This is a genomic window from Demequina sp. B12 (assembly GCF_028823635.1).
GTDB lineage: Bacteria > Actinomycetota > Actinomycetes > Actinomycetales > Demequinaceae > Demequina.
This window is the reverse complement of sequence record NZ_JAPEHU010000002.1, coordinates 238,134-260,655: the sequence shown is the minus strand read 5'-3', so window position 1 is coordinate 260,655 and position 22,522 is coordinate 238,134. Positions and strand designations below refer to the sequence as shown.

The following is a 22,522-nucleotide window of genomic DNA, read 5'->3' as shown; positions in this document are numbered from 1 at the left end:
CTAGCTGGCGCGTCCCTCGGGGGTCGCGTCGCGGCTCGTGGAGGGCTTGGGCTTGCGGACAAGCGAGGCCATCAGTTCACGTGGCGCCCATTCAATACCTGTGCGCGCACGGTGCGGTGCTGTGAAGGTGATGGCGCGCATACGCGGGACGATGCACGTGAGCGCCACCAGCATGAACCAGCCACCTTCGACCAGCATCTTGGACTCTGCCAACGCCTGGATGGCGAGTGCGCCCGTGAGCAACAGCCACCCCAAGGGCAGCCAGGTGTCCCCTGGACGTCCGTACTCGACTACACGCCACGCACGGGCAAGCAGGAACAACATCAACGCCACCAGGAGCACGGCGCCCGCGATCCCCATCTGCAGCCACGCATCTAGGTACGCGTTGTGTGCGTGAGTGGCGCGAGCCGTGGTGTCGGCGACAACCGCCGAGTACGGCTCTTCCCATATGGGCCACACACCCACGAAGCCCCAACCTTCGGGGCGCAGCGAGGCAATCTCCACGACGCGTTCCCAGATGTCGGTCCGGTTGGTCATGTCAGGATCGCGATTCAGCATGTCCAGGACGACGCCCGCCTTCGCCACCACGAGCCAGGCGACACCCATGAGCATCGCGACGAAACTCACCGAGATGGTGCGTTTGCCAGCGGGGTCGGCCTTGCGGATCACTGCGCCCAGCCCTGCCAGAATCAGCACGGCGACGGCAACCACCGTGACCGTCGCAGACATCGTGAGCAAGTGGACCGCGCCGGCTGATGCCAAGGTGATCCATGCGTTGCGGCGGCTAATGCGGCGCTCAAGGTAAAGAATGGCCGCCAAGATCGCCGTGAAGAGCGCGATCGCTCCAAAGGGGTTGCGATTGCCAACGAAGCCCTGGATGGGGCCACCTTCAACGAGGTTGTTCTCCGACCACATGAACGGCGAGGACTTACCTTCGAGTCCGGTGTACTCAGAGAAGTCGCCACCCAGCGGCCGGAGCTGGTCTTTCACGACGACGGTGACAAAGAGTTCGAAAGCGATTCCCAGAAGCAAGCACCACTGGAGCCCCCGGTAGAGCAAGTCGAGGAACCGTGGCCCCCCGGTCGCCTGCACTGACACCGCTGCAATCACCGTGGTGACGATGGTGATCACCACGGCCAGGAAGGTGACGAGTGGGGTAGCTGTCCAGATCATCGAGAGGGCTCCGAGCGCCACGAAACCCAGAACCAGAATGGGGAACCGGGTGCGCGGCAGAACTGCTTTGAAACCCACCCAGTAGGCGGCGATAGTGACGGCACACAGCACCATGAAGCCCGGCACGCCGAGCATGTAGCGGAAACCTTGGCCGGACATGAGCAGCACCACGGCCCACACGATCAGGGCTTCACGGCCCTGGCGCGTCACGAGTCGCTCAGCGACCGCGGCGCGTGCGGTGGACAGGGTGGTCATGACGTGGATCCTCGCCTTCATGAATGGACATTTCAGAAGTGGTCGGCGAGAGCATCGTCGGACACGCACACACTGCGCGCTCCAACATGGGGCACGAGTGGGACCACTGCGATAGTACCGGCGGGCTTTGCCATCGCGCCAATACTCAGTGGTCACGATTGTGATACAGCGGATTCGACCTGGCAAGCCGACACGACGTGGGTGGTGTGATCTTCACCACTGGGACCGGTCTCTACCTGGAGTTTCGCTAGTTGGCGCAACTTTTTGCTCCGGAAGGTGACAGGAGCCCCAAAGTCGTGGCATGATTATCCCGATGCGTTAATGCGCTCCGGTCCGCAAGGATTCGTGACGCGCTCGATGGCATCCGGCCCCGGCGTCGCTAGCCCCCCTTGCGGCGTCGGGGTCGTCTCATTTCTCCCGCAAACTCCCCCGGTGCGTTCTCACGACAGCACCGCGAGGCGGCGACAGACACCCTGCGGGTACGCGGGTCGGAGAACTACGCCACTCCACCCACATCGGTGCCCGGCTCGTAATTGCCGTCGGCGATGTCGATCCAGAACTGGTCGATCCGGTCAGGGTCAAGCAAGACCGTCGATCCCACACCGGCCACGTTGTAGCCAAGGCTGGTGATCGGCGGAGTGCCGGTCACTGCACCATCAGACATCGCCGAGTTCAGGACGAGCGCAAACTGTGCCAAGTCGAACACGCCAGTTTCGGTATCAACCCGGAAGGCATCCAGCGTGGCTGACGCAACGGGCACAAGGTGGAACGGGTTGAACACCGTTCCGGGGCTCAGCATTTCTTCGGCTACCGCAGATACCACTTGACGCTGCCGCTGGGCACGTCCAATGTCGCCCAGGGGATCGGAGTACCGCATGCGCGAGAACGCGAGTGCGGTCTCGCCGTCGACTACGTGGCAGCCGGCTTCCCACTCGAGTTGACTCTTCTCGTCGCTGACGTCCTCGTCGTAACACAGCTCGACGCCACCGACAGCGTCAACGATGTCCTCGACGCCAGTGAAGCCGATCTCCATGTAGTGATCGATCGTGAGACCAGACAGGTCCTCCACCGTCTCGACGAGCAACTGTGGACCGCCAAAGGTGAAGGCGGCGTTGACCTTGTTGGCGCCATAGCCGGGGATCTCCACGTACGAGTCACGGGGAAGAGAAATCAGTGCGGTCGGTCCGGACTCCGGCTTGTGCAACACCATGATGGTGTCCGTTCGTGCACCTTCGGTGGGATCCGTGGTGCTCCAGCCGTCACGAGAGTCGGACCCCACAATCAGGTAGGTCTCCCCCGGCGTGTCCGGAGCACCGCTCAGAGCGTCAACGGTCGTGATATTGGAGTTCACCCACACCAGGAACCACACGACCGCCACGACGATCAGCGCGAGCAACACCCACAGGACCCGGCAGCAGCCGTGCTTGCGCTTGCGTGGCGGCTGCGTCGGTTGAGCCGGCTCCACGGGAGCAGCATTGTGGGGAACAGCCGATGCCGCGGGCTGCGAAGAGCGCGCGTACTGGTCACGCGCAGGCTGGTCTGGACGAGGGCGCGGTGGCACACTCGGTGGCCGTTGCCGGCGTGGGGAGGACGGCTCCTGGGGTGCCATCTGTGGCGGCATAGCCCGAGTCGGTGCGACAGGTTCGGCATCGGGACGCGATGGCGTGACTTTCCGAGTAGAGACACGCTTGGGACTCGGAGGTACAGAAGGCGGCTTGGGCCGGCCACTGCTGCGCGGAGTCTCGCGGTCACTGTCGTCTGGCGTCACGTGCCGAGCGTATCGGCAACCCCGGCCCAAACCCGGGATCTTGAGGTCGCCAGAGTTCTTGTGGCGGTCGGAAACGGCGCCTTCACCGCGCATCGGCCCTCGTGTACGGGACCTTTGGTACCGCGACCACCCTGGCATTTCATGGCAGGGTTATGCCTATGACGGACCACAGTCAGCTCTTCCCGGGCAAGCAGTTCATTTCCACCGTGTTGGAAGCGCTGAACAAGAAAACGCACATGAGCGGCACCTTGGCGCGCGTCTATCTGATGCGTGCCGCCATGGCCGGCGCCATCATCGGCATCATGTACCTCACGGAGTTTGCCGTCTTCGGTGCGTTCGGCCACGGCGCTCTAGAGGGCATCGGCCACTTTGTGGGAGCCGCAGTGTTCGGCTTTGCCCTGGTCTTCATCTACTTCAGCAAGTCTGAGCTGCTGACTTCGAACATGATGATCGTCACCGTCGGTCGTTACTACCGGACTGTCAGCGCCCTTCGCGGAGCTCGCCTGTTGTTCCTGTGCTACCTGGGAAACTTCTTGGGTGGCGTCGCTGTCGCCTTGGCGGTGTGGGGCTCCACGCTCACCAACGGCGCCATCGGTGACGCCATGGACGCCACGGTCGATTCCAAGCTCGCCTACATGAGCGAAGGCATCGCAGGCTGGGGAGACCTCTTCATTCGGGCCATCCTGTGTAACTTCATGATCAACCTGGGCATGCTGATGGTTTACAACGGCATGATCAAGAACGACCTCATGAAGGCCGTCGCGATGATCTCCACAGTGTTTGTGTTTGCGTTCGTAGGCTTCGAGCACTCCGTAGCCAACACGGTGCTCTTCTCGATCGCCGCTTTGGACGGTGGCATCGCGTTCGGTCCCGCACTGGGCAACCTCATCATCGTGCTCGCCGGTAACTTCGTGGGCGGCGGACTCCTCATCGGCTGGTACTACGCCTACGCCAACGACTCTGGCCGCCTGCTCCACAAGACCGGTCGCGGCAACTTCTCCCACGACTAAACACGCACGCGGCGTACCGGTTCCAAGAAGCGGATGAGTTGGCCGGTACGCCGGGTTCTGTCCTGTGCGCCGCATTGCTGCCTGCGCACCGGGCGGTCATCCATCTAGGCCCTGGATTGCTCCAGGGCTCCAGCAACCTACCCGGGAACTCGGGCGGGCCGCCCTCAATCGTTCCCTGTCTGGTCTTGCTCCAGGTGGGGTTTACCGTGCCGTTCCCGTCACCGGAAACGCGGTGAGCTCTTACCTCACCCTTTCACCCTTACCACCAGCCGCGAGGCTGGCGGCGGTTTGCTTTCTGTGGCACTTTCCCGCGGGTCACCCCGGGTGGCCGTTAGCCATCACCTTGCCCTGCGGAGCCCGGACGTTCCTCGGGATCTTTCGATCACGCGACCGCCTGGCCAACTCATCCGCGTCTCAACTGTAGCGTTCGGGGACTTTCCTGGGGAACTCACAGCGATCTACGGCCAGGGCGCGTGGGCCCGCCAAAGCCCGCCGCGCTTTCACGGCCTGGGGAAGTGGGCCTTAGGCTGGTGCGCGTGCTGATCCTGCTCCCGCCCTCTGAGGGCAAGACCTCACCCCTGTCAGGCGACCCCGTGGACCTCACCGCGTTGAGCCACCCCGGACTCACCGCGGCCCGTGAGCGCGTTGGGGCCGCGCTAGTAAAAGTCAGTAGTCAACGCAACGCATACGAGGTGTTGGGCGTTGGGCCAAGCCTCGCTTCGGAGGTGGAACGCAACCTGACGTTGTGGGACAACCCCGCGGACGTTGCGGCACGTGTCTACACCGGCATCCTGTACGACGCTGCTGGAGCCTCCGCTTGGACCCCTGCCGAGCTGACGCGGGCGCACGAACGAGTGCGCATCGTTTCAGCCTTGTGGGGTGCGGTCTCCCCCGCTGACAGGATTCCCGCGTACCGGCTATCGATGTCGACCAGCCTAGGACGCATCGGGGCGCTCGCATCGTTCTGGCGGCAACACCTCGCATCCGAGCTGTCACACGACGCGGACGGGCGCCTCATTGTCGACTGCCGCTCAGCCGCGTACGTCGCCGCATGGCGTCCCTCGCACACTCCATGGCTGTCGGTCCGGGTGGAACGGGAACTGCACGGCAAACGTACGGTCGTGAGCCACATGGCCAAACACACGCGGGGCGTGCTCGCAGGCGCATTGGTGCGGGCCGATGCGCCACCAGAGACTCCGTCTGAACTCGCCGATGTGGCAAGGAGCCTTGACGGTGTCATCGACGTTGCCGTGAGCGACAGTGAACTCACGATTGTGGTGGGAGGCTAAGGCCGCGCGCCAAGCGCGCGGCCAACACCCTTAGGACGTGGGGGCTCCCACGCACAACACGTGACGTTCGCGAATCTGCCCGTCGTTCGCGATGTGGAGACGCAACGCGGTGAGCGACGCGGGCTGAGGCCAGATCGCGCCCCAGGTGCTGGCGTCCATGCCCAGCGACACCCCGACTGCGGACTTGATGGCCACGGCGTGTGACGCGACTGCCCACGTCCGGAGTTCGTCCTTGCCGTCGGCGGCCAAGGCGGCATGTTGCGCGGCGATGTCGCGTAGGAAGCTGTCCATGCGCTCACCTACCTGCGGGATCGACTCGCCACCTGGAGGTGCCAACTGCGCGAAACGCCACTGGTGGATGGCGTCGCCATAGCGTTGGGCGACTTCATCGCCGGTGAGGCCTTCCCACTCTCCAAAGTGGATCTCGCGCACCCGGTCGTCAGTTTCGACGTGCGCCCCAATGCGGCGTCCTATCGCCCCTCCAGTCTCCTGGGTGCGAGTCATGGGCGACGCGAACACCCGTGATGCTGGTGCGAGGTGCTCCCATGAACGCCTGCCCATGGAGTACACCGCGTCCGCGGCCTTGGCGACTTGGATCTTGCCCTGTGCGTTCAGGGATGGCCCCACCTCGCCGGAACCCGACAACGCGTGCGACAGCGTCATGTCGGTCACTCCATGACGCACCAGCACCACGGTGAGGGGGCTGACAAGGTCGTCAGCATCGGCCGCAAATGGTGAGCGACTGGGAGCGGCTTTTTCGGAGTCGTCGTACTCGGGCCCTACGGACGCACCGGTGTCGCGCTGGGCGGTCATGCGTCTGCCTTGCGCGAGGGTTCCTCGACCCGCACCAGGATGCAGCCGCACTCTTCACAGCGCACCACCTGATCGGCGGGGGCGTTGCGGGCAGCCTGCACGTCTCCGGGGTTAAGCGTCATGTTGCAGCCCAGGCAACGCGATCCGCTGAGCCGTGCAGCGCCGATCCCACCGTTCTGATCACGGAGACGCTCGTACAAGGACACGAGGCCCGCGTCGAGGCCTTCGGACTTGAGAACCCGTTCCGCTTCAATGTCAGCGATCTCGTCGGCAATTTCCGAGGCCGCGGCGGCACGCGCCGACTCCAGTTCCGCAATCTGGGCCGTGATCGCGTCACGCTGGGTGACGGCATCGGCGTGGACCTTCTCCGCAGTCTCAAGGCGTTCCATGGCCTCGATCTCGATGTCCTCAAGCGCACTTTGGCGCTTCGCCAGGACTTCAAGCTCCGACTGCAGTGCCTGCAAGTCCTTCGCGGAACCCGTTCCCGCGGTAAGACGCGCGTTGTCGCGTTCCGCCCGGGTACGGACCGTCTGCACGTCGTCTTCCGCCTTGGTGACCTCGCGCCGCAAGTCCTCCACGTCGGTGCCACGGGCGATCGCTTCCTCTTCAAGGTCGAAGGCACGGCCTTGAAGTTCTGCGATCTGCGCGATCTGCGGGAGGGTCTCCAAGCGGTGTCGGGACTGGCGCAGGCGCAGGTCTGCATCTTGGACGTCGAGCAGTCGCTGCTGGTCGGCAACGGGGGCGGTGGCCACAGGGGTCTCCTTAGGGGGTTGAAGCGTCTGGCGTGGTCGGCGACGGGAAGTGCGCAGTCCACGGATCGGTGTTGAGGGTGGACACTGTGGTGTCCACTCCCGCCGCGTCGGCGACATGTTCTGCTGCCGCGCGGAGCCAGGCCCACTCGGAAGCCGAGTGAGCGACGTCGATGAGGAATGGCCGACCATCGCCGAGGTCCGCGAGTTCGCGGAAATCAGAGGCCGGGTGGTGCCGCAGGTCTGCCGTGACGTAGACGTCAGCACCCAAGGCACGAGCATCGTCCAGGAACGAGTCGCCAGAACCACCACACACGGCAATCGTGGTGACGGTCGCGTCCAAGTCGCCGGCCACACGCACACCGTGCGCAGTGGGAGGCAGGGCGGCGGCCACATGCCGAGCGAACTCTGCGAGGGTCACAGGACCAGGAAGAGGGCCGATGCGCCCCGTCCCCTGGGTGCGATCCTCACCGAGCGGCCGCAACGGCGTCGACACCGTCACGCCGAGAGCTGCCGCGAGCGCTTCTGAGACGCCGTCTGTGGCGTGGTCGGCGTTGGTGTGGGCGTTGTACAGGCTGATGTTGTGGGCGATGAGTTGGTGCACCACTGCGCCCTTCCCGCTCGTGACGGGTAGCTGCTGCACTCCACGAAGCAGGAGCGGGTGGTGGGTGACGATCAGGTCAGCATCAATGTCGATGGCTTCCTGCACCACGGCGAGCGTGGGGTCGACTGCGAAGAGGACGCGCTTGACGTCCGCGGCGGGGTCTCCGACGGTGAGTCCGTTGACGTCCCAGTCTTCAGCAAGGTGGAGCGGAAAGCGCCGCTCGAGGATGTCCGCGATGTCCGCGACAGTGGTCATGGCATCAACGCTACTCAAGTTTCGCGGCGTTGATTCTCCAAAAGCTGGTCGACTTTGGCTTCCAGTGCCGCAACTTGGCTTTGAAGCTCTTCGTGGCGGCTGACTTCACGGGCTTCGTCGCGTTCCTCTTCGCCACCGCTTGTGAGCGCGACGAACCAGGCGGCGACGGACGCGGTGACGACACCGATCAGCGCGATTCCCACGAGCATCATGAGGACTGCGATGACGCGCCCTTCGACGGATACGGGTGCGAAGTCTCCGTAGCCGACGGTGGTGACGGTCACGAAGGCCCACCACAGCGCGTCCCCAAATGTGTTGATGGCGGAGTCCGAGACTTCTCGTTCGGCTGCGAGTACCGCAACTGATCCGATCCACAGGAGAAGGACCACGGACAGAATGACGGCTTGCATGGTTTTGAGCCGGCCAGCGGAGGATGCGAATGCGGCGCCTTGGGTGAAGGCGGTGAGGACCTTCAGGGGCCGGGCTGCGGGCACGAGCACGGCAATGACGTCGAGCGGGTGGGTCCAGAGGAATCGCCATGAGCGTTTGGAGATGACCGTGCGGATGATGATGTCGACCAGGAATGCGATCCAGATGACGCCCTGGATAGTCAGCATGGTGCCGCGAACACCACCGGGCAGGGAGTGGAAGAAGATGATGCGCCCGGACCACACCAGCAGGAAGATCAGCGCGAGTGCGGCCATCCATGCGTCTGTTCGCTGGGCGTAGGCGTCGTAGCGATCGCCCATGGGCTCCCGTGTTCCGATGGGTTCGACCACCATCTCGGCTCCCTCGTCGTTTTCAGGGTCGTCATACGTGCTGCGCCCCATGCTAGCGACCCGAACCGTCTTGACCAGGGAGCGCACGTGCATCTGCTGCACATCTAGTGGCAATACTGCACACCCCGGCAATAGCCTCCAGACATGCCCAGGCGCACTGCGCCTGAGGTGACACTCAGCCAAGTGAGGAACCTATGTCCGGGACACCCGTGATCGAACGGCTCAGCCAGCACCGTCTCTTGCCCGTGGTCGTGGCGTCAGGCGAACCCGAAGGGTTGGGAACAGCCGACGCACTCGAGTCCGGGGGCCTCCCTGTTGCCGAGTTCACCTTCCGTGTGCCGGGGGCGGCCGATGCGCTGGCAGCGGTCCGCGCCAAGCGTCCCGACATCCTGGCGGGTGCCGGCACCATCATCAACGTCGACCAGGTGGACCAGGCCGTCGCCGCAGGAGCGCAGTATTTGGTCTCTCCGGGAATCTCTGACGACGTTGTCCGCCGCGCAACCAGCCACGGCATTCCCATCGTCCCGGGTGTCGCCACCCCCACCGACATCATGCGTGCGCTCGACCTCGGTATCGACACCGTGAAACTCTTCCCCGCTGCAGCGCTTGGCGGCCTGTCCACCCTCGCGGCCCTCGCCGCACCATTCCCAGATGTGACCTTCGTTCCCACTGGCGGCATCGGCCCGACCAATGCCGCTGACTATCTTGCGCACCGGTCCGTCATCGCTGTCGGCGGGTCGTGGATGGTGCAACGCTCAGCCATCAGCCACGGCGACTGGAACGCCATCACCGAAGCCACCCAAGAAGCGGTAGCCGCGATCGCCGCCCTCACCAGGAAGTAGCGCCGTGACCCCTCCCCTGACCGTCCGCCCCGCCTTCGAATGCACCTACGACATCGTCTCGCTTGGGGAGGTCATGCTCCGCCTTGACCCCGGCGAACGACGCATTCGCACCACACGTGCGTTCGACGTGTGGGAAGGCGGTGGCGAGTACAACGTTGCCCGCGGGCTGCGTCGCTGCTTTGGATTGCGCGGCGCGATCGTCACTGCGCTTGCAGACAACGAGGTGGGCAGACTTGTCGAAGACCTCATACTTCAGGGCGGCCTCGACACCTCATACGTGCAGTGGGTCGACTACGACGGCATTGGACGCGACGTCCGCAACGGTCTTAACTTCACCGAACGAGGCTTCGGGGTTCGGGGCGCTGTCGGAGTTTCCGACCGCGGCAACACGGCTATTGCACAGATGACGGCCGATGCCGTCGACTGGGACGCGCTCTTTGGGCGCGGCGTGCGCTGGTTCCACACTGGAGGTATCTTCGCGGCGCTGTCGGCCACCAGCGCCGATGTCGCAGTCGCGGCAATGAAGGCCGCACGAGCCCACGGCACCGTCGTGTCCTACGACCTCAACTACCGGCCCTCCCTGTGGAAGGGAATCGGCGGCGTGGAGCGGGCGCGCGAAGTGAACCGCGAACTCGCACAGTACGTCGACGTCATGATCGGCAACGAAGAAGACTTCACCGCTTCGCTGGGATTCGAGGTTCCCGGGGTCGACGACAACCTCGACGAACTCGACACCGCGGCGTTCCGGTCCATGATCGATGCCGCAGCCGCGGCCTACCCCAACTTCCAGGTCATCGCCACCACCTTGCGGGAAGTCCACAGCGCCACCATCAACAACTGGGGAGCACTGGGCTGGTCCCGTGCCCACGGGTTCGCCCAGGCCACGCAACGGGACGGGCTCGAGATCCTGGACCGTGTGGGCGGCGGCGATTCCTTCGCATCTGGTCTCGCCTATGGGCTCATGGAGCTCGAGTCACTCGAAGCCGCACTGAACTATGGCGCGGCACACGGCGCCCTCGCCATGACAACTCCGGGCGACACCTCCATGGCCACTCTCGCGCAAGTGAAGAAACTCGCAGAAGGCGGCTCAGCGCGCGTCGACCGCTAACCACCGGCACCCAAGACAAAAGCCAGAGAGCCCCGCACCGCGGGGCTCTCTGGCGTGTTGGTGGACCCTACCGGACTCGAACCGATGACACCTGCGGTGTAAACGCAGTGCTCTAACCAACTGAGCTAAGGGTCCGCCGACTATTGTGGCGCATCATCGCCCAAACGCGAAACTCGCACGCAACATCGGCCCTCCGGTAACTGGGCGATTGCCTCGCGGTAGTCATCTACGTCACGCGCCTGACCCATGGGGCTGACAACCGACCATCGCAGCACGCCCTGAGCGTCAATCAGGAAACTTCCTCGCCCTGCAAGGCCTTTGTCCTCGTTGAACACTCCATACGCACGAGCGGCCTCACCATGGGGCCAAAAGTCACTCAGCAACGGGGCGTCATAGGTATGAACCTCACCCCACGCTTTAAGCGTGAACAACGAGTCACACGACACCACCGCAACCGCGACATCGCGGTCGTCGACCAAAGGTGCCTCGTCACGCAGATCGATCAACTCATTGGTACACGTGTCAGAAAACGCGAACGGAACGAACACGAGCAACAGCGGTTGCCCACGGAAGTCACTGATCGACGTGCGGCGGCCATTTTGATCCACCAACGCGAGATCTGGAGCAACGTCCCCAATCTGGGGTTCCGTCACTTCTGCCAGCCCTTATCCACCAGACGAGTGCACGACCACACATCGCCGATCATGAACGTCGACGTGCCATGGAGCCCAGCGAGAGACGCACCTTCTTGGACATCACGCGGCTGCACGTGCCCTGAAGTTCCGGCCTTAGGTGTCAACAGCCACACCGTCCCACCGTCGTCCAACAGCGACTGCACGTCCATCAACAGGTCAGCAAGATCGTCGTCTCCGTCACGGAACCACAACAGGACGCCGTCAGCCACGTGGCCGAACTCCTCGTCCTCAATCTGCTCCCCGGTGACCTCCTGGATGGCGTCACGCAGCGAAGCGTCCACGTCATCGTCGTAGCCGAACTCCTGCAGGACCATTCCCTTGGTCAAGCCGAATCGGGCGATCACGCCTTCCTCTACGGCGCTCGTCCCTTCTTGTGTGGCCACGGCGGTGGCACTCCCTTCGTCGATGTCGCTCATGCACGTCGTACACGAATGTCTCCACCACAGTAGAGCGCACCCGTACCCCCTGGCAATGCGAGAGGTACACCACAGGCCTAAGGTCCCGGCGTGACATTTGCTTCAGAAATCGACAGAATGAGCAGACGCGGCGGCACCATCTGCCCCCACCCCCAAGACACGGCGCTGCACCCCTGCGCCCCACAGGAAGGTCACCGGTGGCATCACACGGCGAGATTGACAAAGACCCGAACGAGACTGATGAGTGGCTCGAGTCGCTGGATGGACTGATCGAGACGGGTGGAGAATCCCGCGCCGAGTACGTCATCGACCGCATGGTCGAACACGCCGCGGCCAAGCAGCTTTCCGTTCCGCTCAGCCTCAACACCCCGTACGTCAACACGATTCACGCTGACGATGAACCGGAGTTCCCCGGTGACGAGGAAGTCGAGCGCCGCTACCGCGGCTGGATTCGCTGGAACGCGGCCGTCATGGTCACCCGCGCACAGGCAGAGGGCAAGGGCGTGGGCGGCCACATTTCCTCCTACGCCTCCGTGGCGACACTCTACGAAGTGGGCATGAACCACTTCTTCCGCGGCAAGGACCACCCCGGCGGTGGCGACCAGGTGTACTTCCAGGGCCACGCCGCTCCCGGTGTGTACGCACGTGGTTTCGTTGAAGGACGCTTCACCGAAAAGGACCTGGACTCATTCCGCCAGGAAAAGTCCGGCCCCGGCCGCGGACTCTCCTCCTACCCGCACCCCCGCCTCATGCAGGACGTGTGGGAGTTCCCCACGGTTTCGATGGGACTCGGCCCAGCCTCCGCGATCTACCAGGCCTGGACCAACCGCTACATGCACCTACGTGGCCTCAAAGACACGTCGCAACAGCACGTGTGGGCTTACCTAGGCGACGGCGAAATGGATGAGCCGGAAAGCCGCGGAATGCTGCAGCTCGCGGCCAACCAGGGTCTGGACAACCTCACGTTCGTCGTCAACTGCAACCTGCAGCGTCTTGACGGCCCTGTGCGAGGCAACGGCAAGATCATTCAGGAACTCGAAGCGTACTTCCGTGGTGCCGGCTGGAACGTCATCAAGGTGGTGTGGGGACGCAACTGGGACCCGCTGCTGAAGAACGACCACGACGGCGCCCTGGTGAACCTGATGAACACAGTTCCCGACGGCGACTTCCAGACCTTCCGCGCCGAATCTGGTGCGTTCATCCGCGATCAGTTCTTCGGTGGCGACCCGCGTGCCAAGGAACTGGTCAAGGACATGACTGACGACCAAATCTGGGCGCTCAAGCGAGGCGGTCACGATTACCGCAAGCTGTACGCCGCATACAAGGCGGCAACAACGCAGGCCAATGGCAAGCCCACCGTCATTCTCGCGAAGACCATCAAGGGTTACGGCTTGGGCTCGAACTTTGCTGCCCGCAACTCGACCCACCAGATGAAGAAGCTGGCCGCTGCGGACCTGAAAGTGCTGCGCGACACGTTCGACATTCCGTTCACCGACGAGCAGCTCGAAGCGGATCCGTACAACCCGCCGTACTACCACCCCGGCAACGACGACCCGGCCATCAAGTACATGCTGGACCGCCGCCGCGACCTTGGCGGCTTCGTCCCCGAACGCCGCGATCCCAAGACTCAGATTGCGCTGCCCGACAACAAGGCGTACGACCTTCTCGCCAAGGGCTCGGGCAAGCAAGAAGTCGCCACCACCATGGCCTTCGTGCGCCTGTTCAAGGACCTGGTCAGGGACAAGGAGTTCGGCAAGCGCATCGTGCCGATCATTCCGGATGAGGCCCGCACATTCGGTCTGGATGCGATCTTCCCGTCGGCGAAGATCTTCAACACCAAGGGACAGAACTACCTCCCGGTCGACCGCGAACTGATGCTGTCGTACAAGGAATCTGAAGCCGGTCAGATCATGCACACCGGCATCAACGAGGCCGGTTCTGCCGCTGCCTTCCAGGCTGTCGGAACTGCGTACGCCACCCATGGCGAGCCCCTGGTGCCGTTCTACATCTTCTACTCGATGTTCGGCTTCCAGCGCACCGGTGACCAGTTCTGGGCAGCAGGCGACCAACTCACGCGTGGTTTCATCATTGGCGCCACTGCCGGCCGCACCACGCTGACCGGAGAAGGCCTCCAGCACGCAGACGGCCACTCGCCGCTGCTCGCGGGAACCAACAGCGCGATCGTGCAGTACGACCCGGCATTCGGCTACGAAATCCGCCACATTGTGCGAGACGGCATCAAGCGCATGTACGGCGACGACGGCCGGGACCCGAACGTCATGTACTACCTCACGGTGTACAACGAGCCCTACCAGCAGCCCGTTGAACCGGAGAACGTCGATGTCGAGGGAATCCTCAAGGGCATCTACAAGTACGCGGACGCTCCCGCCGGCAACGGCCCAGAGGCACAGATCCTGGCCTCCGGTGTCGCCGTACCGTGGGCGCTTGAAGCTCAGGAACTGCTCTCGCAGCACTATGGCGTTCGGGCATCAGTGTGGTCAGTGACCAGCTGGAACGAACTGCGCCGTGAAGCCCTACAGTGCGAAGAACACGCGTTCCTCAACCCCGGCGAGGCTCCCCGCGTGCCGTTCCTGACGCAGAAGCTTCAGGGCGCGCAGGGTCCGTTCATTGCCACCACGGACTACGACCACCTCGTGGCCGACCAGGTCCGTGCCTGGATCCCTGGCGACTACGCGACGCTCGGTGCAGACGGCTTCGGGTTCTCCGACACCCGTGCCGCCGCCCGCCGCTACTTCAAGATCGACGGACCGTCCACGGTTGTCAAGGTCTTGCAGCAGCTCGCACGCCGCGGCCAGATCGAGCCCCACCTGGTGCAAGACGCGATCAACCGCTACGAGCTCCACGATGTCCGCAAGGGCACCTCAGGCAACTCAGGAGGCGACGCCTAAGCGTCAGCACTCAATCTCGGATAGAGAACAGAAGGGCAGCATGGCGTGCCCGGAGGGGGGGGCCCCCCCCCGGGGGGGGCGGTGGGCCCTTCTGTCGTAGCCAACCAATCTAAGAACGTGACTCCGGTTCTGCCTCGTCGCCAGCCACAGTGGGCTCGTTCGCCTCGTCCGCATCGGACTCAGGCTGAGGCTCCTCCCCCACTTCCGCAGTGTTCGCCTTCGGTGAATCTTCACTCGCAGGGTCAAGCTGTTCGTCCGCCGGGTCGCTCTCGTCTTCGGAAGACGCAGAATCTTCCTCCGGCGCGTCGGCGAGACTGTCTTCTACCTCTGGCTCCGGGGAACCGCTGACCGCTCCACCCGTGGTGGTCAGCGTGTCAGTAATCGGTTCCTTCTCTTCCCGGCGTGCCCGCCGCGCCACCACGACGGCCAGTGCCACGAGGCCGGCAACAGCCACGATCAGCACCGCCCACAGAGTCATCAACAGTGGGCCGGCAAAGGCGTGAGGCGGCGAGATTCGGAGATAGGCGTCCGCGACGCACTCGCCTGTCGCATAAGTCAAGGTCCCCTGGAAGTGGTAGATGCCGGTCAGCGTGAACCCGGCAGACTCGCGAATGTTGCTCTGCCATCGTTCAACGGAGTCGGTACCGGTCCATGCCTGCTCCCCGTCGGTGGAGACATCGACGCCATTCCAGACGGGGACCGGGACTCCTGCGACCATCAATGCCAGTTCAGGGCTACCTCCGTCTGCATCATCTGAGGTTGCTGCAACCCACTCGACAGTGTCGGTGAGAGTCATATCGAAGGGATCTGTCGCTGACGTTCCCTCCGGCGTCACTGGATCGGGCTCGAGGGACGAGCTCGCCTGTAGCGTGCACCCCGGAGTAAGGGAGCCGTGCGATACGTACTCTGGAATGCCAGTGAGCGCCGCTCCCGCGAACAGAACTGCGATGACACTTACAGTTGTCACCCGTCCCCGTGCCGCGCTCACTCGCTGCGTCAATGCGAGGGTGCCCACCACCAGCCCCACTGCAATTAGCGACAACAGCGGCAACCGATCAAGCGGAACTACACCCAGGACGCTGAGCAGTGCCGCAGTCAATAGGCCTATGACAAGTCCAAGTAACGCGCCGGTGATCGGCATAGGACGGAACTTCACGTGTGCCTCCTTCATTCGGTGACATCCACGTTAGCCATGCAGTTCTAAGAACATCGGTCAGACTTCTGAGGGATACTCGCGTCAGTTGTCCACAGGCCTTGTCGTGAATCGACTCATCACTTGTGGGTTTCCCACAATGCGCCCCTATGCTGACGACATGGCACATTCCGCTGCGCGTTCCGAGACTCTTCGCCGGCTCAGGGCCGCGACCGGACGGCTAGCCACTGCGGCGCTGCGCAACCTTGACGCCGAGTATCCGTGGTTCCGGAGCCTTCCTGCGCAGGAGCGTTCATGGGTGGGGACCGTTGCCCAGGCTGGAATTTCCTCGTTCGTGGCCTGGTACGCCGATCCCCAACACTCACACCGCAGCGCCACAGAGGTGTTTGCCGCCGCACCGCCTGAGCTCACGCGCTCAGTGTCGCTTCAACACACCTTGTCCATCGTGCGCACGGTCGTGGAAGTAGTGGAAAGCCACTCAGACGAGTTCGCATCCCCCGGGGCAGAGCAAGAAGTTCGCGAAGCGATCCTGTTGTACTCGCGGGAGATCGCGTTCTCTGCGGCTGAGGTGTATGCCCGTGCAGCGGAGACCCGTGGCGCATGGGACGCCCGTCTAGAAGCGCTCGTGGTCGATGCGCTCGTACGCGGAGAAGTTGACGATGATCTGCCGTCCCGTGCCGCGGCACTGGGTTGGAAGCCGGGGCCGACGCTGGTCTTGGTGGGCCTCACCGACGGGGCCTTGGGCGAGGTGCAAAGTGCCGAGTTGCGTCGCACAATCCGCCGTGCCGCTCCTGGTGCGCTTGTAGGAATCCACGGTGAGGACTTGATCGTGATCGCGCGCAGCGACGACGATCACGACGTCTTGGTCCGGGGGCTGTTGCACAGTTTTGGTCCCGGGCCCGTAGTCCGCGGCCCACGTTCCATCACGCTGATTGAGGTCGCACGCGCCACACGCGCCGCGGTGTCGGGGGTGCTGGCCGCTCCAGCCTGGTCACTTGCGCCGCGGCCAGTGTCTGCAGATGACCTGTTGCCGGAGCGCGTTTTGGTGGGCGACTCTGCTGCGCGTGAACGCCTCGTCACGATTGCATACGACCCGATCGTGCAGGCGGGTGGAGCGCTGTCGGAAACGGTGGCGTCCTATTTGGAGTGCGGGCGATCACTCGAGACCGCAGCGCGCAGCATGTTTGTCCACCCCAACACCGTTCGCTACCGCCTCAAGAAGGTGGCGGAGATCACGGGATGGGACGTTTTGGCGCATCGCGATGCCCACGTCCTTGAAATGGCCTTCGCTCTGGGTCGACTCCGCGACGCCTCCCGCGAGTCCTTGTAGGTTACCTACAAAAGTTCGCGGGCATTCCAGTGAACGTGACGCGCCGGCTTGGGCATGCGGTGCGCAATGCTAGAACCATGATTGCCGTACTTTGCCCCGGTCAGGGTGCCCAGACTCCCGGAATGCTCACCCCATGGCTCGAGCTTCCCGAGGTCGCACAGACCCTCACCGCATTGTCGGAAGCCACAGATGCAGACCTGATCGCGCACGGTACTACCTCAGATGCCGACACCATTCGGGACACTGCGATCGCGCAACCCCTGCTGGTCGCCACCGCGATCGCCACCGGTCGCGCACTCCTTGGCGACACCATTCCGGCTGTGGCCGCCGGCCACTCGGTCGGTGAACTCGGTGCCGCCGCACTGGCGGGCGTCATCACCGACGGCGAGGCCATGCAACTGGTCACAACCCGTGCCAATGCCATGGCAGAAGCAGCTGCAGCCTCAGAGCCCACCTCCATGGCCGCAGTTCTTGGCGGAGTGGAAGGGGATGTACTCGAAAGGCTCGAACAGCTGGGCCTCACCCCCGCCAATATGAACGGCGGCGGACAGATCGTCGCTGCGGGAGCCAAGTCCGCCATCGAGGCTCTTCTCGCAGATGCTCCCGCCCGCGCCCGAGTCATCGAACTCCAAGTCGCAGGCGCATTCCACACGTCGTACATGGCCCCGGCCGTGAAAGCGCTGGACACCGCAGCATCGGCCATCACGCCTGTCACCCCGACCGCGACGCTGCTGTCCAACGCCGACGGCGAGACCGTCGCGGATGGCGAGGACGCTTTGGGCCGTATCGTCAACCAGGTCGCGAACCCGGTCCGCTGGGATCTGTGCCAGGCGCGTATGCTCGACCTCGGCGTCACCGGCATCATTGAGCTCGCCCCTGGCGGTGTGTTGACCGGACTCGCCAAGCGGTCGATGAAGGGCATTCCTGCAGTCGCATTGAAGAGCCCTGACGACCTTGACGCCGCACGACAGCTGCTGGAGGAGCACGCGTGACTAGCCTCAACATCAAGCGCGGACCCGAGTTCGCTCGCATTCTTGGCCTTGGAGTCTTCCGGGGCGAGAACGTGGTGCCCAACGACGACTTGATCGAGCCGATTAACTCTTCGGACGAGTGGATTCGCAAGATGACGGGCATCAAGACCCGGGTGCGCGCTGCCGCCGAAACGTCGGTCATCGACATGTCGGAGCGCGCGGCACGCGACGCTATCGCCCATGCAGGCATCTCGGCAGACGAGATTGACGCCGTGATCTTGTCGACGATCACCCACCCGCACATCACCCCCGGTGGCGCGCCCGTGGTCGCAGACCGTTTGGGCATCACCGCCGCGGCGTGGGATATCTCGGCCGCCTGCGCTGGCTACACCTACGGCATCGGTCAGGCCGATGCGCTGGTGAGGTCCGGATCGGCACGCAACGTCCTTGTCATTGGCGCCGAAAAGATGAGCGACTGGGTAGACCCCAGCGATCGCTCCATCTCATACCTGTTGGGTGACGCCGCAGGTGCCGTCGTGATCGGCGGCTCGGACACCCCGGCGATTGGCCCGACCATCTGGGGCTCTGATGGCTCTGGTGCTCACCTGATCCGCCAGACCAACGACTGGATCACGGTCCGGGACAACCCTGAGGCAGAGTTCCCCACGCTGTTCCAAGAAGGCCCCAGCGTCTTCAAGTGGGCTTCGTTCAAGATGGCTCCCGTGGCACTCGAAGCCATCGAGGCTGCGGGCGTGACGCCTCAGGACATTCAAGCCTTCATCCCTCACCAGGCGAACGTGCGCATCATCGACCAGATGGTGAAGCAGATCGGGCTTCCCGAGCACGTGGCCATCGGCAAGGACATCACGGACTCGGGCAACACCTCGGCCGCGTCCATTCCCTTGGCAACGGAACGCTTGTTGCGCGACGGCGAAGCGAAGTCTGGCGACCTCGCACTGCAGATTGGCTTCGGAGCCGGTCTGGTCTACGCCGCGCAGGTCATCGTTCTGCCATAACGGCACCCAACACCAATAGAGTTCACTCGTGTCGCGCGCAGTTCAGCGTGACGTCACACCGACACCCCCGCCACACGCATAAGGAGAAACCCATGGCTGACAAGAACGAGATCCTTGCTGGACTTGCTGAGATCGTTGCCGAAGAGACCGGCCTCGACGCTGCTGAGGTGACCCTCGAGAAGTCCTTCACCGACGACCTCGACATCGACTCGCTGTCGATGATGACGATCGTCACGCTCGCCGAAGAGAAGTTCGACGTGCGCATCCCCGACGAAGAGGTCAAGAACCTGACCACCGTGGGCGACGCCGTTTCCTTCATCGAAGGCGCTCAGAACTAATCCGCGTTACCGCTTTCCCGACCATCACTGGAGCTGCACATGACTGACGTTGTCATCACTGGACTGGGCGCCACCACCCCCCTGGGTGGAGACGTCCCCACGACCTGGGAGAACGCCCTCGCCGGACGCTCTGGCGTGCGCACCTTCGACAACGACTGGGCCGAAAAGTACGACATCCCTGTCAACTTTGCAGGCCAGCTCGTGGTGCAGCCCAGTGAGGTCCTCACACGGCCCGAGACCAAGCGCATGGATCCATCCGCGCAGATGGCCATCGTGGCCGCCCGCGAGGCCTGGGCCGATGCCGGCTCGCCTGACGTGGACTCGGACCGCCTCGGCGCTGCCGTGTCCTCGGGTATTGGCGGCGTGTGGACCCTGCTGAACGGTTGGGACACCATGAAGGAGAAGGGCGCCAAGCGTGTCCTTCCCATGACGGTGCCGATGCTCATGCCGAACTCCCCTGTGGCCTACGTGTCGCTCGAGTTTGGTGCACGCGCTGGCGCACACGCACCTGTGTCTGCCTGTGCATCAGGTGCGGAAGCAATCGCCGCTGGCTTTGAAATGATCCAGTCCGGCCGGGCTGACATCGTCATCGCCGGTGGCACGGAGGCCGCGATCCACCCGCTGCCGATCAGCGCTTTCGCAGCCATGGCTGCGTTGTCCAAGCGCAATGACGATCCGGCTTCGGCGTCGCGTCCGTATGACACGTCCCGCGACGGCTTCGTCTTGGGTGAGGGCTCGGGCATCGTTGTGCTGGAGTCGGCTGAACATGCCGCCGCGCGCGGTGCGAAGGTTTATGGCCGCCTCCTGGGGCTGGGCATGACTGCCGACGCCAACCACATTGCTGCTCCCGAACCCAACGGTGCGGGCCAGACGCGGGCCATGGAGCTCGGTCTGGAGCGTGCTGGCTTGACTGCCGCGGACATCGCTCACGTGAATGCTCACGCCACCTCTACTCCCGTGGGAGACATGATTGAGGCGCGCGGCATTCGGGGCGTGCTGGGCTCTCATGCAGATCAGGTGTTGCTCAGCGCGACCAAGTCGATGACGGGCCACCTGTTGGGTGGCGCGGGTGCGCTTGAGTCGGTCTTCACCCTGCTGGCGTTGCACAACCGCGTGGCTCCGCCGACGATCAACGTGACTGACCCGGATCCGGAGCTTGAGGTGGATCTGGTTCGTGACACCCCGCGTGATCTGCCCGCTGAGGGCCAGCTCGCGGCGATCAACAACTCGTTCGGCTTTGGTGGCCACAACGTGGCACTGGTGTTCGGCACTGCCTGACACCCATCGCTGAAAGAAAAGCCCCGCATCGGTCATTGGACTGATGCGGGGCTTTCTCGTCTTGGGGCGCCGGAAGCGCCGACGCTACACGTCCGTGGGTGTGGCCTGGTGAAACCGCAGCTTCCACCGTCCGTCGTTGACCCACACGGAGGAACGGTGCGCTGCTCCCCTGCCGCGCGCAGGAACCGAGGTGTAGGTCACGAGCGCGACGTCCTCGCAGATAGCGACGGCCCGAAAGTCCCTTAGAGGGAAGGTGATGTCGATGTCGAGGGGGCGCAGTTCGAGCGTGTCGGCACGGGTGTAGGTCCGTCCGGACTGCCCCACTTCGTGAAAGTTCTCCGCGAGGATCGCGTCCATGTACTTGTGGTCAAACCGGGTATCCGGGCGCCACATGGCCTCTTCCATCGCTTGGAGCGTGAGGGCCTCGTCGTGTGCGAGTTCCATCATGTGCTGTGGCGCGCTTATCCCACCCGGTGAAGCCAGCGCACGGGAGCTCCTGCGCCTGCGTAGCGGAAAGGCTCAAGTTCTTCGTCCCAGGCGGTGCCCAAGGCAAGATCCATGGCACGCTTAAAGTCCGTGACAGTGCCGCCGTTGTCGAGTGCGGCACGGATCCGGTCTTCCGGCACCACGATATTGCCGTGGACGTCTGTCACGGCGTGGAAGATACCGAGCGAAGGAGTGTGCGACCAGCGGGCACCGTCGGAACCAAAGGACGGGTCTTCCGTCACTTCGTAGCGGACGTGTTCCCAGCCACGCAAGGCGGAGGCGAGGCGCGCGCCCGTGCCGGGCTGGCCTTGCCACGCGACTTCCGCACGGAAAAGGGACGTGCCGGCGGGCTGGTCGGTCCACTCGAAGGAACCGCGCGAACCCAGCACAGACTGGGCGGCCCACTCGATGTGAGGGCACATCGCGCGTGTCGCCGAATGCACGAAAAGTACACCGCGGGTAATGGCAGCCATGACCCTTCCTTCCTGTTGAGGTGCGTCTTCCCCTACGACCTCACCTGGAAAGGCGTGTCCGGCTTCAGCCCCGGTGTATGTCTATCGTGCCTGACATCGGAACAAAAGGCCAGTCGCGACGCGCCCACCGCGAACCGAATCTGTGCGACGCTAGGGCCATGTCAGAGTTGATCATGTCTGTCGCGGATGTGCGGGCGGCGGAAGCAGTGGCCATGCGCTCCGTCTCAGAGCCTGTCCTGATGGCGCGAGCGGCCGATGCTGTGGCAAGTGAGTGCGACACAGTCCTGGCCTCGACGCGCGGACGGGTCGTGGGAGCGCATGTCGCTGTCGTGGCAGGTACCGGGAAGAACGGTGGTGACGGGCTTCTTGCGGGAGCTCGCTTGGCCGCTCGTGGAGTACGCGTCACCGCAGTCCTGGTCGCTGGCTACTCTGACGCCGCCGCTGTCCAGGAATCCGAGGAAGCGGGATGCGCCGTAGTGGACGCCACCGAGTCGCCGGCTGCTGCCCTGCATGCGGTCGCGAGCGCCGACCTCGTGGTGGACGCGATCGTGGGGCTAGGTTCTGCCCCTGGGCTCAGGCGTCCCGCGGACGCACTGATCGCCGCGATCCCCACGTCCACGCCTGTTGTTGCGGTCGACCTGCCGAGCGGTCTCGACGCAGACTCGAGCGCAGCCGATCAGCCCCACGTGAAAGCGACGGTCACCGTCACTTTCACAGCGCTGAAGGAATGCCTCGCTCACGAGCCGGCACGAGCATCGGCCGGCCGGATTGTGGTGGCCCAGGTGGGGATCCCCACTCCCAACGCTCACTAA

The 22,522-nt window shown here is 63.9% G+C and carries 22 protein-coding genes, 1 tRNA gene and 1 other RNA gene; 11 read left to right on the top strand and 13 right to left on the bottom strand.

Annotation, left to right across the window (positions count from 1 at the left end; all coding sequences use genetic code 11):
• Positions 1-1,428 carry an O-antigen ligase gene (locus tag ON058_RS05765; protein ID WP_274668076.1) on the bottom strand — a complete coding sequence of 476 codons (1,428 nt, stop codon included), beginning with the start codon at positions 1,426-1,428 and terminating at the stop codon, positions 1-3.
• A 496-nt stretch (positions 1,429-1,924) separates the two neighbouring features.
• Positions 1,925-2,989 carry an LCP family protein gene (locus ON058_RS05760; protein WP_274668075.1) on the bottom strand — a complete coding sequence of 355 codons (1,065 nt, stop codon included), beginning with the start codon at positions 2,987-2,989 and terminating at the stop codon, positions 1,925-1,927.
• Positions 2,990-3,354: 365 nt separating this feature from the next.
• Here ON058_RS05760 and ON058_RS05755 point away from each other — a divergent pair, with 365 nt between their 5' ends.
• Positions 3,355-4,206, top strand: coding sequence for a formate/nitrite transporter family protein (locus ON058_RS05755; RefSeq protein WP_274668074.1), 852 nt, complete (start codon positions 3,355-3,357; stop codon positions 4,204-4,206).
• A 30-nt stretch (positions 4,207-4,236) separates the two neighbouring features.
• On the opposite strand, the gene rnpB is transcribed toward ON058_RS05755, so the two are convergent.
• Positions 4,237-4,612: RNase P RNA component class A (rnpB, locus tag ON058_RS05750), an RNA gene on the bottom strand.
• A gap of 130 nt (positions 4,613-4,742) precedes the next feature.
• Between rnpB and ON058_RS05745 the strand changes: the two genes are divergently transcribed.
• The gene (locus ON058_RS05745) at positions 4,743-5,495 is read left to right on the top strand and encodes a YaaA family protein (RefSeq protein WP_274668073.1); all 753 of its coding nucleotides are present in this window, start codon (positions 4,743-4,745) and stop codon (positions 5,493-5,495) included.
• A 30-nt stretch (positions 5,496-5,525) separates the two neighbouring features.
• Here the strand turns inward: ON058_RS05745 and ON058_RS05740 are convergent, their stop codons facing one another.
• From ON058_RS05740 to ON058_RS05725, 4 genes are read right to left on the bottom strand one after another with little or no spacing between them, the layout of a single operon-like run.
• On the bottom strand, positions 5,526-6,308 hold the full coding sequence (locus ON058_RS05740) for a histidine phosphatase family protein (protein ID WP_274668072.1): 783 nt from the start codon (positions 6,306-6,308) through the stop codon (positions 5,526-5,528).
• The gene (locus tag ON058_RS05735) at positions 6,305-7,060 is read right to left on the bottom strand and encodes a zinc ribbon domain-containing protein (protein ID WP_274668071.1); all 756 of its coding nucleotides are present in this window, start codon (positions 7,058-7,060) and stop codon (positions 6,305-6,307) included. Before ON058_RS05735 ends, ON058_RS05740 begins: the two co-directional genes overlap by 4 nt.
• Positions 7,061-7,070: 10 nt before the next feature.
• Entirely contained in the window at positions 7,071-7,916 is an 846-nt protein-coding gene (locus ON058_RS05730; protein WP_274668070.1) for a Nif3-like dinuclear metal center hexameric protein, read from the bottom strand.
• A gap of 14 nt (positions 7,917-7,930) precedes the next feature.
• Positions 7,931-8,746, bottom strand: coding sequence for a potassium channel family protein (locus ON058_RS05725; RefSeq protein ID WP_274668069.1), 816 nt, complete (start codon positions 8,744-8,746; stop codon positions 7,931-7,933).
• Between the two features lie 143 nt (positions 8,747-8,889).
• On the opposite strand from ON058_RS05725, the gene eda reads away from it, so the two are divergent.
• The gene (eda, locus tag ON058_RS05720) at positions 8,890-9,537 is read left to right on the top strand and encodes a bifunctional 4-hydroxy-2-oxoglutarate aldolase/2-dehydro-3-deoxy-phosphogluconate aldolase (protein WP_274668068.1); all 648 of its coding nucleotides are present in this window, start codon (positions 8,890-8,892) and stop codon (positions 9,535-9,537) included.
• Between the two features lie 4 nt (positions 9,538-9,541).
• Positions 9,542-10,645 (top strand): sugar kinase, encoded by a 1,104-nt coding sequence (locus tag ON058_RS05715; RefSeq protein ID WP_274668067.1) that lies wholly within the window; start codon positions 9,542-9,544, stop codon positions 10,643-10,645.
• Positions 10,646-10,703: 58 nt separating this feature from the next.
• On the opposite strand, the gene ON058_RS05710 is transcribed toward ON058_RS05715, so the two are convergent.
• The 3 genes from ON058_RS05710 to ON058_RS05700 all read right to left on the bottom strand — a co-directional run bounded on the left by ON058_RS05710 (position 10,704) and on the right by ON058_RS05700 (position 11,756).
• Positions 10,704-10,780: transfer RNA gene (locus tag ON058_RS05710), tRNA-Val, on the bottom strand.
• Positions 10,781-10,785: 5 nt separating this feature from the next.
• The gene (locus ON058_RS05705) at positions 10,786-11,298 is read right to left on the bottom strand and encodes a peroxiredoxin (RefSeq protein ID WP_342452993.1); all 513 of its coding nucleotides are present in this window, start codon (positions 11,296-11,298) and stop codon (positions 10,786-10,788) included.
• On the bottom strand, positions 11,295-11,756 hold the full coding sequence (locus ON058_RS05700) for a DUF3052 domain-containing protein (protein ID WP_274668066.1): 462 nt from the start codon (positions 11,754-11,756) through the stop codon (positions 11,295-11,297). Before ON058_RS05700 ends, ON058_RS05705 begins: the two co-directional genes overlap by 4 nt.
• A gap of 197 nt (positions 11,757-11,953) precedes the next feature.
• On the opposite strand from ON058_RS05700, the gene aceE reads away from it, so the two are divergent.
• Entirely contained in the window at positions 11,954-14,665 is a 2,712-nt protein-coding gene (gene aceE / locus ON058_RS05695; protein WP_274668065.1) for a pyruvate dehydrogenase (acetyl-transferring), homodimeric type, read from the top strand.
• A 109-nt stretch (positions 14,666-14,774) separates the two neighbouring features.
• On the opposite strand, the gene ON058_RS05690 is transcribed toward aceE, so the two are convergent.
• Positions 14,775-15,821: a hypothetical protein gene (locus tag ON058_RS05690; protein ID WP_274668064.1), complete on the bottom strand. Its 1,047-nt coding sequence runs from the start codon at positions 15,819-15,821 to the stop codon at positions 14,775-14,777.
• Positions 15,822-15,978: 157 nt separating this feature from the next.
• Between ON058_RS05690 and ON058_RS05685 the strand changes: the two genes are divergently transcribed.
• The 5 genes from ON058_RS05685 (at position 15,979) to fabF (ending at position 20,751) form a co-directional block, all read left to right on the top strand.
• On the top strand, positions 15,979-17,148 hold the full coding sequence (locus tag ON058_RS05685) for a CdaR family transcriptional regulator (RefSeq protein WP_274668063.1): 1,170 nt from the start codon (positions 15,979-15,981) through the stop codon (positions 17,146-17,148).
• Positions 17,149-17,225: 77 nt separating this feature from the next.
• Complete coding sequence (locus ON058_RS05680; protein WP_274668062.1) at positions 17,226-18,140, top strand: ACP S-malonyltransferase; 915 nt, start codon at positions 17,226-17,228, stop codon at positions 18,138-18,140.
• Entirely contained in the window at positions 18,137-19,135 is a 999-nt protein-coding gene (locus tag ON058_RS05675) for a beta-ketoacyl-ACP synthase III (RefSeq protein ID WP_274668061.1), read from the top strand. Before ON058_RS05680 ends, ON058_RS05675 begins: the two co-directional genes overlap by 4 nt.
• A gap of 92 nt (positions 19,136-19,227) precedes the next feature.
• The gene (locus ON058_RS05670; RefSeq protein ID WP_274668060.1) at positions 19,228-19,473 is read left to right on the top strand and encodes an acyl carrier protein; all 246 of its coding nucleotides are present in this window, start codon (positions 19,228-19,230) and stop codon (positions 19,471-19,473) included.
• A 39-nt stretch (positions 19,474-19,512) separates the two neighbouring features.
• Complete coding sequence (gene fabF, locus ON058_RS05665) at positions 19,513-20,751, top strand: beta-ketoacyl-ACP synthase II (protein WP_274668059.1); 1,239 nt, start codon at positions 19,513-19,515, stop codon at positions 20,749-20,751.
• Positions 20,752-20,835: 84 nt separating this feature from the next.
• On the opposite strand, the gene ON058_RS05660 is transcribed toward fabF, so the two are convergent.
• Both ON058_RS05660 and ON058_RS05655 read right to left on the bottom strand, forming a co-directional pair.
• On the bottom strand, positions 20,836-21,198 hold the full coding sequence (locus ON058_RS05660; RefSeq protein ID WP_274668058.1) for a nuclear transport factor 2 family protein: 363 nt from the start codon (positions 21,196-21,198) through the stop codon (positions 20,836-20,838).
• A 14-nt stretch (positions 21,199-21,212) separates the two neighbouring features.
• Positions 21,213-21,710: a DUF3145 domain-containing protein gene (locus ON058_RS05655; RefSeq protein WP_274668057.1), complete on the bottom strand. Its 498-nt coding sequence runs from the start codon at positions 21,708-21,710 to the stop codon at positions 21,213-21,215.
• Between the two features lie 158 nt (positions 21,711-21,868).
• On the opposite strand from ON058_RS05655, the gene ON058_RS05650 reads away from it, so the two are divergent.
• Entirely contained in the window at positions 21,869-22,522 is a 654-nt protein-coding gene (locus ON058_RS05650; protein WP_274668056.1) for an NAD(P)H-hydrate epimerase, read from the top strand.

Excerpts from the sequence above, each read along its gene's own strand:
- ON058_RS05765 (WP_274668076.1), bottom strand. The coding sequence starts at position 1,428 with ATGACCACCCTGTCCACCGCACGCGCCGCGGTCGCTGAGCGACTCGTG.
- ON058_RS05755 (WP_274668074.1), top strand. The coding sequence starts at position 3,355 with ATGACGGACCACAGTCAGCTCTTCCCGGGCAAGCAGTTCATTTCCACC.
- ON058_RS05740 (WP_274668072.1), bottom strand. The coding sequence starts at position 6,308 with ATGACCGCCCAGCGCGACACCGGTGCGTCCGTAGGGCCCGAGTACGAC.
- ON058_RS05730 (WP_274668070.1), bottom strand. The coding sequence starts at position 7,916 with ATGACCACTGTCGCGGACATCGCGGACATCCTCGAGCGGCGCTTTCCG.
- ON058_RS05725 (WP_274668069.1), bottom strand. The coding sequence starts at position 8,746 with ATGGGGCGCAGCACGTATGACGACCCTGAAAACGACGAGGGAGCCGAG.
- eda (WP_274668068.1), top strand. The coding sequence starts at position 8,890 with ATGTCCGGGACACCCGTGATCGAACGGCTCAGCCAGCACCGTCTCTTG.
- ON058_RS05700 (WP_274668066.1), bottom strand. The coding sequence starts at position 11,756 with ATGAGCGACATCGACGAAGGGAGTGCCACCGCCGTGGCCACACAAGAA.
- ON058_RS05685 (WP_274668063.1), top strand. The coding sequence starts at position 15,979 with ATGGCACATTCCGCTGCGCGTTCCGAGACTCTTCGCCGGCTCAGGGCC.
- ON058_RS05680 (WP_274668062.1), top strand. The coding sequence starts at position 17,226 with ATGATTGCCGTACTTTGCCCCGGTCAGGGTGCCCAGACTCCCGGAATG.
- ON058_RS05670 (WP_274668060.1), top strand. The coding sequence starts at position 19,228 with ATGGCTGACAAGAACGAGATCCTTGCTGGACTTGCTGAGATCGTTGCC.
- fabF (WP_274668059.1), top strand. The coding sequence starts at position 19,513 with ATGACTGACGTTGTCATCACTGGACTGGGCGCCACCACCCCCCTGGGT.
- ON058_RS05660 (WP_274668058.1), bottom strand. The coding sequence starts at position 21,198 with ATGATGGAACTCGCACACGACGAGGCCCTCACGCTCCAAGCGATGGAA.
- ON058_RS05655 (WP_274668057.1), bottom strand. The coding sequence starts at position 21,710 with ATGGCTGCCATTACCCGCGGTGTACTTTTCGTGCATTCGGCGACACGC.
- ON058_RS05650 (WP_274668056.1), top strand. The coding sequence starts at position 21,869 with ATGTCAGAGTTGATCATGTCTGTCGCGGATGTGCGGGCGGCGGAAGCA.